This is a genomic window from Pseudomonas sp. KCJK9000 (assembly GCF_046230725.1).
GTDB classification, from domain to species: domain Bacteria; phylum Pseudomonadota; class Gammaproteobacteria; order Pseudomonadales; family Pseudomonadaceae; genus Aquipseudomonas; species Aquipseudomonas promysalinigenes.
Genome location: NZ_JBJJLN010000091.1, coordinates 1 through 10,098, shown reverse-complemented (window position 1 = coordinate 10,098; position 10,098 = coordinate 1). Strand labels below are relative to the sequence as shown.

General features: G+C 61.8%; 9 protein-coding genes. 7 read left to right on the top strand and 2 right to left on the bottom strand.

The features are described from left to right. Positions 1 to 373: 373 nt before the first annotated feature. From ACK59H_RS22080 to fdhA, 7 genes are all read left to right on the top strand, one after another. Complete coding sequence (locus tag ACK59H_RS22080) at positions 374 to 1,627, top strand: serine hydroxymethyltransferase (RefSeq protein ID WP_288441265.1); 1,254 nt, start codon at positions 374 to 376, stop codon at positions 1,625 to 1,627. A gap of 15 nt (positions 1,628 to 1,642) precedes the next feature. Next, entirely contained in the window at positions 1,643 to 2,893 is a 1,251-nt protein-coding gene (locus ACK59H_RS22075; RefSeq protein WP_060480494.1) for a sarcosine oxidase subunit beta family protein, read from the top strand. A gap of 14 nt (positions 2,894 to 2,907) precedes the next feature. Further along, positions 2,908 to 3,243, top strand: coding sequence for a sarcosine oxidase subunit delta (locus ACK59H_RS22070; RefSeq protein WP_060480493.1), 336 nt, complete (start codon positions 2,908 to 2,910; stop codon positions 3,241 to 3,243). Continuing rightward, on the top strand, positions 3,240 to 6,257 hold the full coding sequence (locus ACK59H_RS22065) for a sarcosine oxidase subunit alpha (RefSeq protein ID WP_409264916.1): 3,018 nt from the start codon (positions 3,240 to 3,242) through the stop codon (positions 6,255 to 6,257). The genes ACK59H_RS22070 and ACK59H_RS22065 overlap by 4 nt, the downstream gene beginning before the upstream one ends. A gap of 74 nt (positions 6,258 to 6,331) precedes the next feature. Continuing rightward, entirely contained in the window at positions 6,332 to 6,964 is a 633-nt protein-coding gene (locus tag ACK59H_RS22060) for a sarcosine oxidase subunit gamma (protein ID WP_409264915.1), read from the top strand. A gap of 12 nt (positions 6,965 to 6,976) precedes the next feature. Beyond that, positions 6,977 to 7,834, top strand: coding sequence for a formyltetrahydrofolate deformylase (gene purU / locus ACK59H_RS22055; protein ID WP_054903622.1), 858 nt, complete (start codon positions 6,977 to 6,979; stop codon positions 7,832 to 7,834). Positions 7,835 to 8,136: 302 nt separating this feature from the next. Further along, a complete protein-coding gene (gene fdhA / locus ACK59H_RS22050) occupies positions 8,137 to 9,336 on the top strand; it encodes a formaldehyde dehydrogenase, glutathione-independent (protein ID WP_060480490.1) in 1,200 nt (399 codons plus the stop codon). Positions 9,337 to 9,538: 202 nt separating this feature from the next. Here fdhA and ACK59H_RS22045 read toward each other — a convergent pair whose 3' ends face one another. Together ACK59H_RS22045 and ACK59H_RS22040 are read right to left on the bottom strand one after the other, a co-directional pair. Next, positions 9,539 to 9,751: a hypothetical protein gene (locus ACK59H_RS22045; protein WP_060480498.1), complete on the bottom strand. Its 213-nt coding sequence runs from the start codon at positions 9,749 to 9,751 to the stop codon at positions 9,539 to 9,541. A 92-nt stretch (positions 9,752 to 9,843) separates the two neighbouring features. Continuing rightward, the coding region (locus ACK59H_RS22040; RefSeq protein ID WP_409264914.1) for a hypothetical protein at positions 9,844 to 10,098 on the bottom strand (255 nt) is incomplete at its 5' end.

The window sequence follows — 10,098 nt, the reverse complement described above, 5'->3', positions numbered from 1 at the left end:
TAATTGCGCGTTAGGCGTAATAAAACAATGGCCTTGCAGCATTCTTTGGAGTAAATCCTATCTGTTTTATTTAAAACTTATGAAACTTCAGCTGCGGCCACATTTGTCAGGGCCTCGGATGTTGGTCGTTACGCTCAACACCTAATGCATCCAGGACGATTGCATGCATCCCTCAGTTGAGCATCCGCGCGGGCGGGCGGCGCTCCCCGCGTTCAACACGAGGCCAGCGCTTGCCCCTCTTGCGCAACCAATGTCGTAAACGCGCCATTGCAAGGCGTGCGCAGGCATCTGACCCACCCCGGCCAGTCATACCATCGCCACAAAGGGCCACAGTGCCCTACGACAAAAAACGATCGCTGCCGGGAGATACACGATGTTCAGCAAGCAAGACCAGATCCAGGGTTATGACGATGCACTGCTGGCGGCGATGAATGCCGAAGAACAGCGTCAGGAAGATCACATCGAACTGATCGCTTCGGAGAACTACACCAGCAAGCGCGTCATGCAGGCCCAGGGCAGCGGCCTGACCAACAAGTACGCCGAAGGTTACCCAGGCAAGCGCTACTACGGTGGCTGCGAGCACGTCGACAAAGTCGAGGCGCTGGCCATCGAGCGCGCCAAGCAACTGTTCGGTGCCGATTACGCCAACGTTCAGCCGCACTCCGGTTCCTCGGCCAACGGTGCCGTCTACCTGGCCCTGCTGCAGGCCGGTGACACCATCCTGGGCATGAGCCTGGCCCACGGCGGCCACCTGACCCACGGCGCCAAAGTGTCGTCCTCGGGCAAGCTGTACAACGCAGTGCAATACGGCATCGACACCAATACCGGCCTGATCGACTACGACGAAGTCGAACGCCTGGCTGTCGAGCACAAGCCGAAGATGATCGTTGCCGGCTTCTCGGCCTACTCCAAGACCCTGGACTTCCCACGCTTCCGTGCCATCGCTGACAAAGTGGGCGCACTGCTGTTCGTCGACATGGCCCACGTTGCCGGCCTGGTTGCCGCTGGCCTGTATCCCAACCCGATCCCGTTCGCCGATGTGGTCACCACCACCACCCACAAGACCCTGCGCGGGCCACGTGGCGGCCTGATCCTGGCCAAGGCCAACGAAGAAATCGAGAAGAAGCTCAACGCCGCCGTTTTCCCAGGCGCCCAGGGCGGCCCGCTGATGCACGTGATCGCCGCCAAGGCCGTGTGCTTCAAGGAAGCACTCGAACCTGAGTTCAAGAGCTACCAGAAACAAGTCATCGAAAACGCCCAGGCCATGGCCCAGGTGTTCGTCGACCGCGGCTACGACGTGGTTTCCGGTGGCACCGACAACCACCTGTTCCTGGTCAGCCTGATTCGCCAGGGCCTGACCGGCAAAGATGCCGACGCCGCCCTGGGCCGCGCGCACATCACTGTCAACAAGAACGCCGTGCCGAACGACCCGCAGTCGCCGTTCGTCACCTCCGGCCTGCGCATCGGCACCCCGGCTGTCACCACTCGCGGCTTCAAGGTCGCGCAATGTGTGGCCCTGGCCGGTTGGATCTGCGACATCCTCGACAACCTCGGTGACGCTGACGTCGAAGCCGATGTGGCGAAGAACGTCGCGGCGCTGTGCGCTGACTTCCCTGTTTACCGCTGAGTGGAGTAAACGACCATGCAACGCTATTCGGGCTTCGGCCTTTTCAAACACTCCCTCAGCCACCACGAGAACTGGCAGCGCATGTGGCGCACGCCGACCCCTAAAAAGGTCTACGACGTGGTTATCGTCGGCGGTGGCGGCCATGGCCTGGCCACGGCCTATTACCTGGCCAAGGAGCATGGCATCACCAACGTCGCGGTGATCGAGAAGGGTTACCTGGGCGGCGGCAACACTGCCCGTAACACCACCATCGTGCGTTCCAACTACCTTTGGGACGAATCGGCGCACCTGTACGAGCACGCCATGAAGCTGTGGGAAGGCCTGTCCCAGGACCTGAACTACAACGTGATGTTCTCCCAGCGTGGCGTCTACAACCTGTGCCACACCCTGCAGGACATGCGTGACTCCGAGCGCCGCGTTTCGGCCAACCGCCTCAATGGCGTGGATGGCGAGCTGCTCAACACTGCCCAGGTCGCGGCCGAAATCCCGTACCTGGACTGCTCGAAGAACACCCGCTACCCGATCCTCGGCGCGACCGTTCAGCGCCGTGGTGGCGTGGCCCGCCACGACGCCGTGGCCTGGGGCTATGCACGTGCCGCCGACGCCCTGGGCGTGGACCTGATCCAGCAGACCGAAGTGATCGGTTTCCGTAAGGAAAACGGCGCGGTCATTGGCGTGGAAACCAACAAAGGCTTCATCGGCGCCAAGCGTGTGGGCGTGGTCACCGCCGGTAATTCCGGGCACATGGCCAAGCTCGCCGGCTTCCGCCTGCCGCTGGAATCGCACCCGCTGCAAGCGCTGGTATCGGAACCGATCAAGCCGATCATCGACTCGGTGATCATGTCCAACGCCGTACACGGCTACATCAGCCAGTCCGACAAAGGTGACCTGGTGATCGGTGCCGGTATCGACAGCTGGGTCGGCTATGGCCAGCGCGGTTCGTACCCGGTGATCGAGCACACCCTGCAGGCCATCGTCGAGATGTTCCCCAACCTCTCGCGCGTGCGCATGAACCGCCAGTGGGGCGGCATCGTCGACACCTCGCCGGACGCTTGCCCGATCATCACCAAAACCCCGGTCAAGAACATGTTCTTCAACTGCGGTTGGGGTACTGGCGGCTTCAAGGCCACCCCAGGTTCGGGCAACGTCTTCGCCGCGAGCCTGGCCACGGGCGAAATGCACCCACTGGCCGCGCCATTCTCCATGGACCGTTTCTACAACGGCGCACTGATCGACGAACACGGCGCCGCCGCCGTCGCCCACTAACCGGAGACACCGTCATGTTGCATATTTTCTGTCCCCACTGCGGCGAGCTGCGCTCCGAAGAAGAGTTCCACGCCTCTGGCCAGGCACACATCGCCCGCCCGCTGGACCCAAACGCCTGCTCCGACCAGGAGTGGGGCACCTACATGTTCTACCGTGACAACCCACGCGGTATTCACCACGAACTGTGGGACCACGTTGCCGGCTGCCGCCAGTACTTCAACGTCACCCGCGACACCGTGACCTACGAAATTCTGGAAACCTACAAGATTGGCGAGAAGCCGCAAGTGACCGCCAGCGGCAAAGCCGCAAGCGTAGCGTCCACCGCTAAAGGCCAAGGGGAAAAAGTATGAGCCAGACCTATCGCCTCGCCAGCGGCGGCCGTATCGACCGCAGCAAGGTCCTGAACTTCACCTTCAACGGCAAGACCTACCAGGGCTATGCCGGTGACAGCCTGGCCGCCGCGTTGCTGGCCAACGGCGTTGACATCGTAGGCCGTAGCTTCAAGTACTCGCGCCCACGCGGGATCATCGCCGCAGGCACCGAAGAGCCGAACGCCATCCTGCAGATCGGCTCCAGCGAAGCCACCCAGATCCCCAACGTGCGAGCCACCCAGCAGCCGCTGTACGCGGGCCTGGTCGCCACCAGCACCAACGGCTGGCCGAACGTCAACAATGACGTCATGGGCATCCTGGGCAAGGTCGGCGGCAGCATGATGCCGCCGGGCTTCTACTACAAAACCTTCATGTACCCCAAATCGTTCTGGATGACTTACGAGAAGTACATCCGCAAAGCCGCCGGCCTTGGCCGCGCACCTTTGCAAAACGACCCAGACACTTACGACTACATGAACCAGCACTGCGACGTGCTGATCGTCGGTGCTGGGCCTGCTGGCCTGGCCGCTGCGCTGGCCGCTGCCCGCAGCGGTGCCCGCGTGATCCTGGCTGACGAGCAGGAAGAGTTCGGTGGCAGCCTGCTCGACACCCGCGAAACCCTCGATGGCAAGCCTGCCGCCGACTGGGTGCATGCCGTGGTCAAAGAGCTGGAAAGCCTGCCGGAAGTGACCTTGCTGCCACGTGCCACGGTCAACGGCTACCACGACCATAACTTCCTGACCATCCACGAGCGCCTTACCGACCACCTCGGCGACCGCGCCCCGATCGGCCAGGTACGCCACCGCGTGCACCGTGTCCGCGCCAAGCGCGTGGTCCTTGCTGCCGGCGCCCACGAGCGCCCGCTGGTGTACGGCAACAACGACCTGCCAGGCAACATGCTGGCCGGCGCTGTGTCCACCTACGTCCGCCGCTACGGCGTCGCCCCGGGCCGCAAGCTGGTGCTGTCGACCAACAACGACCACGCCTACCGCGCAGCGCTGGACTGGCACGACGCAGGCCTGCAGGTGGTCGCCATCGCCGACGCCCGCCACAACCCACGCGGCTCGCTGGTTGAAGAAGCCCGTGCCAAAGGCATTCGGATTCTCACCTCCAGCGCGGTGATCGAGGCCAAAGGCACCAAGCACGTCACCGGCGCCCGCGTGGCGGCTATCGATGTGCAGGCGCACAAGGTCACCAGCCCCGGTGAAACCCTCGAATGCGACCTGATCGCCACCTCCGGCGGCTACAGCCCGATCGTGCACTTGGCTTCGCACTTGGGCGGTCGCCCGGTGTGGCGTGAAGACATCCTCGGCTTCGTGCCGGGTGATGCCCCGCAAAAACGCGTTTGCGTCGGTGGCATCAACGGCGTCTACGCCCTGGGCGATGTGATTGCCGATGGCTTCGAAGGCGGTGTTCGCGCAGCCACCGAGGCCGGCTTCAAGGCCACGGTCGGCAGCCTGCCAAAAACCGTTGCGCGCAAGGAAGAGGCCACCGTGGCACTGTTCCAGGTGCCCCACGACAAAGGCACCGCCCGCGCACCCAAGCAGTTCGTCGACCAGCAGAACGACGTGACCGCCGCCGCCATCGAACTGGCCACCCGCGAAGGCTTCGAATCGGTCGAGCACGTCAAGCGCTACACCGCGCTGGGCTTCGGTACCGACCAGGGCAAGCTGGGCAACATCAACGGCCTGGCCATCGCCGCCCGCTCGATCGGCATCACCATCCCGGAAATGGGCACCACCATGTTCCGCCCGAACTACACGCCGGTGACCTTCGGCGCAGTAGCCGGCCGTCACTGTGGTCACCTGTTCGAGCCAGTGCGTTTCACCGCACTGCATGCCTGGCATGTGAAGAACGGCGCCGAGTTCGAAGACGTTGGCCAGTGGAAGCGCCCTTGGTACTTCCCCAAGGCCGGTGAAGACATCCATGCTGCCGTGGCCCGTGAATGCAAGGCCGTGCGCGACAGCGTAGGCCTGCTGGACGCCTCGACCCTGGGCAAGATCGACATCCAGGGCCCGGATGCGCGCGAGTTCCTCAACCGCATCTACACCAACGCCTGGACCAAGCTCGACGTGGGCAAGGCCCGCTACGGGCTGATGTGCAAGGAAGACGGCATGGTCTTCGACGACGGCGTAACCGCCTGCGTCGGCGACAACCACTTCATCATGACCACCACCACTGGCGGCGCCGCCCGTGTGCTGCAATGGATGGAGCTGTACCACCAGACCGAATGGCCGGAACTGAAGGTGTACTTCACCTCGGTTACCGACCACTGGGCGACCATGACCCTGTCCGGCCCGAACAGCCGCAAGCTGCTCAGCGAGCTGACCGACATCGATATGGACAAGGAAGCCTTCCCGTTCATGACCTGGAAAGAAGGCAACGTTGGCGGCGTACCGGCCCGTGTGTTCCGTATTTCGTTCACCGGTGAGCTGTCGTACGAGGTCAACGTGCAGGCCAACTACGCCATGGGTGTGCTGGAACAGATCATCGAGGCCGGCAAGAAGTACAACCTGACCCCGTACGGCACCGAAACCATGCACGTACTGCGTGCCGAGAAGGGCTTCATCATCGTCGGCCAGGATACCGACGGTTCGATGACCCCGGACGACCTCAACATGAGCTGGTGCGTGGGCCGCAACAAGCCGTTCTCGTGGATAGGCCTGCGTGGCATGAACCGCGAAGACTGCGTACGGGAGAACCGCAAGCAGCTGGTGGGCCTCAAGCCGATCGACCCGACCAAATGGCTGCCCGAAGGCGCCCAGCTGGTGTTCGATCCGAAGCAGCCGATCCCGATGGACATGGTCGGCCACGTGACCTCCAGCTATGCCTCCAACTCCCTGGGCTATTCGTTCGCCATGGGGGTGGTCAAGGGTGGCCTCAAGCGCATGGGCGAGCGTGTTTACTCGCCGCAGGCCGACGGCAGCGTGATCGAAGCGGAAATCGTGTCTTCGGTGTTCTTCGATCCGAAGGGTGAGCGGCAGAACGTCTAAGGCCCCGGATGGTGGCGCAGCCTGCAGACAGTGCTGCGCCACCCTGACGAACAAGAATTCAAGGCAGGTAAGAAATGAGCGCTATCAACGTCTTCCAGCAAAACCCCGGCGCCGAGGCCAAAGCCCAGTCGCCACTGCACCACGCCGACCTGGCCAGCCTGGTTGGCAAAGGCCGCAAGAACGCAGGCGTCACCCTGCGTGAAAAGAAATTCCTCGGTCACCTGACCATCCGCGGGGACGGGCACAACCCCGAGTTCGCCGCAGGCGTGCACAAGGCGCTGGGCCTGGAGCTGCCGGTTGCTTTGACCGTGGTGGCCAGCAATGACATGTCGCTGCAATGGATGGGCCCAGACGAGTGGCTGCTGATCGTACCCGGCGGCCAGGAACTGGAGGTCGAGCAGAAACTGCGTGCAGCCCTCGAAGGCCAGCACATCCAGGTGGTCAACGTCAGCGGTGGGCAAAGCCTGCTGGAGCTGCGTGGCCCGAACGTGCGCGAAGTGCTGATGAAGTCCACCAGCTATGACGTTCACCCCAACAACTTCCCGGTCGGCAAAGCCGTCGGCACCGTGTTCGCCAAGTCGCAACTGGTGATCCGCCGCACTGCCGAAGACACCTGGGAGCTGGTGATCCGCCGCAGCTTCGCCGACTACTGGTGGCTGTGGCTGCAGGACGCATCGGCCGAATACGGCCTGAGCATCGAGGCCTAAGGAGAACAGAGCATGAGTCGGGCACCGGATACCTGGATTCTCACCGCCGACTGCCCGAGCATGCTCGGCACTGTCGACGTGGTGACGCGTTACCTCTTCGAGCAGCGCTGCTACGTCACGGAGCACCACTCCTTCGATGACCGGCTGTCGGGGCGGTTTTTCATCCGCGTGGAGTTCCGCCAGCCGGACGATTTCGACGAGGCCGGCTTCAGGGCCGGCCTTGCCGAGCGCAGCGAAGCGTTCGGCATGGCCTTCGAGCTGACCGCCCCTAATCACCGCCCCAAGGTGGTGATCATGGTGTCCAAAGCCGACCATTGCCTGAACGACCTGCTGTATCGCCAGCGCATCGGCCAGCTGGCCATGGATGTGGTCGCGGTGGTGTCCAACCACCCAGACCTTGAGCCATTGGCGCACTGGCACAAGATTCCCTACTACCACTTCGCCCTCGATCCGAAGGACAAGCCTGCGCAAGAGCGCAAGGTGATCCAGGTGATCGAAGAAACCGGGGCAGAGCTGGTGGTGCTCGCCCGCTACATGCAGGTGCTCTCGCCCGAGCTGTGTCGGCGTCTGGACGGTTGGGCGATCAATATTCATCACTCGTTGCTGCCAGGGTTCAAAGGTGCCAAGCCTTATCACCAGGCCTACAACAAAGGTGTGAAGATGGTCGGTGCAACGGCGCACTACATCAACAACGACCTCGACGAAGGGCCGATCATTGCCCAAGGTGTGGAGGTGGTGGATCACAGCCATTACCCGGAAGACCTGATTGCCAAAGGGCGTGACATCGAGTGCCTGACCCTGGCGCGGGCGGTGGGGTATCACATCGAGCGGCGGGTGTTCCTCAACGCCAACCGGACTGTCGTTCTTTAATAGCCTACACCGGCCTCTTCGCGGCTAAAGCCGCTCCTACACGGTTTGACGCAGTTTTCAAGAGCATCGGTGCCTGTGTAGGAGCGGCTTTAGCCGCGAAGAGGCCGGCACAGGCCACCACTCTCTTCCCCATAACCTCCAACGACGCCCCTGCCGCTAAAAGGCATCTCCCTGTCGCTCCCAGTCAGTGCATCTCGCCGTATCAGGCCCACAATTCTCTGCATTCCAGAAACACATGCCGCCCATGGATGGCGGCGCGTTCCACCACCGCTGCATAAATACAAATCAAGCGAGGTAAGAGCATGTCTGGCAATCGTGGAGTGGTGTATCTCGGCGCTGGCAAGGTCGAAGTACAGAAGATCGACTACCCGAAAATGCAAGACCCACGCGGCAAGAAGATCGAGCACGGCGTGATCCTCAAGGTGGTTTCCACCAACATTTGCGGCTCTGACCAGCACATGGTCCGCGGCCGTACCACTGCCCAAGTCGGCCTGGTGCTGGGCCATGAAATTACCGGTGAAATCGTCGAGATGGGGCGTGATGTCGAGCGCCTGAAAATCGGTGACCTGGTGTCGGTGCCGTTCAACGTCGCCTGCGGCCGCTGCCGTTCCTGCAAAGAGATGCATACCGGTGTCTGCCTGACCGTCAACCCAGCGCGTGCTGGTGGCGCCTACGGCTATGTCGACATGGGTGACTGGACCGGTGGTCAGGCCGAGTACGTGCTGGTGCCGTACGCCGACTTCAACCTGCTGAAACTGCCGGATCGCGACAAGGCCATGGAGAAGATCCGTGACCTGACTTGCCTGTCCGACATCTTGCCCACCGGCTACCACGGTGCCGTCACCGCCGGTGTAGGCCCTGGCAGCACCGTTTATGTAGCGGGTGCCGGCCCGGTGGGCCTTGCCGCCGCTGCCTCGGCGCGCCTGCTGGGTGCGGCCTGTGTGATCGTCGGTGACCTGAACCCTGCTCGCCTGGCCCATGCCAAGTCCCAGGGCTTCGAAGTGGTCGACCTGTCCAAGGACACGCCGCTGCACGAGCAGATCGTCGACATTCTCGGCGAGCCTGAAGTGGATTGCGCGGTCGATGCTGTCGGCTTCGAAGCCCGCGGCCACGGCCACGAAGGTGCCAAGCATGAAGCCCCGGCCACTGTGCTGAACTCGCTCATGCAAGTGACCCGCGTGGCCGGCAACATCGGTATCCCGGGCCTGTACGTGACCGAAGACCCAGGCGCGGTCGATGCCGCTGCCAAGATCGGCGCGCTGAGCATCCGCTTCGGCCTGGGCTGGGCCAAGTCGCACAGCTTCCACACCGGCCAGACGCCGACCATGAAGTACAACCGCCAGCTGATGCAGGCGATCATGTGGGACCGCATCAACATTGCCGAAGTGGTGGGCGTGCAGGTGATCAACCTGGATCAGGCGCCTGAAGGGTATGGCGAGTTCGATGCAGGGGTGCCGAAGAAGTTTGTGATTGACCCGCACAAGATGTGGGGGGCGGCGTAAGGTCGTCAAAAGATGCCCTCTTCTGAGGGCATCTTTGCCTAATCACGGTCTGCAGGTCTTATTTGCTTATCGTCAGGCTTACCGATCAAAGGCGATCTTTTCATCCAAGCGCATGGCAGGTCGAACCTGCGTCCTAAATCTTACCGTTTGAGGCAGTTGATGCTTGCACGGACTGCAGTGTCGGATCATGCCCATCACTCGACTACCGATGTGTTTCTTTTTCCTCCTCGCTCTGTACAGCAAGCACCGAGCCTTTGTTATCTGTAGCCAGCAAGCCATTGCCGTCGGCTGATTGCTGCTCAGCCAGTGGCATGTCCGTCGCTCGGAAGATGCTGCGATGGTTGGCGCCTGCCTTGACAGTGACGAGTTTGTTGCCTTGGTAGAAAAAAATCGCAGGGTTCAGTGATGGTTTCATGGCGACGGCCTCTGACATAGGTGCTGATTGAGAATTATTTTCAGATAGAACACTGTTTCAGGGAGTCTTGCTGGCTAATAAGGTGCCGTAGCCTATAGCTGTCTAAGGCTGGCTATCACCTCTTGAATTGCCTCACGCTCCTCGATTACGAGTGCGATTTTGTTGTTGTAATAAGCAATTGAGGCTTCATCGCGGTTTGCCAGATAACCGTAGGACAGGTTAGGGCGGTGGTCAGAAAGTGAATGCATGAACCTATTCAGGTTGTCTCGGAATTGCTTCTCTGTTTCGGCGAGCTTTTTCCGCTGCTGCGGTATGTAGGCGTTATATTGTTCGTGCAGACGTTCAAG

Coding starts and splice junctions, on each gene's coding strand:
- purU (WP_054903622.1), top strand. CDS start 6,977: ATGAGTCGGGCACCGGATACCTGGATTCTCACCGCCGACTGCCCGAGC.
- ACK59H_RS22070 (WP_060480493.1), top strand. CDS start 2,908: ATGTTGCATATTTTCTGTCCCCACTGCGGCGAGCTGCGCTCCGAAGAA.
- ACK59H_RS22075 (WP_060480494.1), top strand. CDS start 1,643: ATGCAACGCTATTCGGGCTTCGGCCTTTTCAAACACTCCCTCAGCCAC.
- ACK59H_RS22060 (WP_409264915.1), top strand. CDS start 6,332: ATGAGCGCTATCAACGTCTTCCAGCAAAACCCCGGCGCCGAGGCCAAA.
- ACK59H_RS22045 (WP_060480498.1), bottom strand. CDS start 9,751: ATGAAACCATCACTGAACCCTGCGATTTTTTTCTACCAAGGCAACAAA.
- ACK59H_RS22065 (WP_409264916.1), top strand. CDS start 3,240: ATGAGCCAGACCTATCGCCTCGCCAGCGGCGGCCGTATCGACCGCAGC.
- fdhA (WP_060480490.1), top strand. CDS start 8,137: ATGTCTGGCAATCGTGGAGTGGTGTATCTCGGCGCTGGCAAGGTCGAA.
- ACK59H_RS22080 (WP_288441265.1), top strand. CDS start 374: ATGTTCAGCAAGCAAGACCAGATCCAGGGTTATGACGATGCACTGCTG.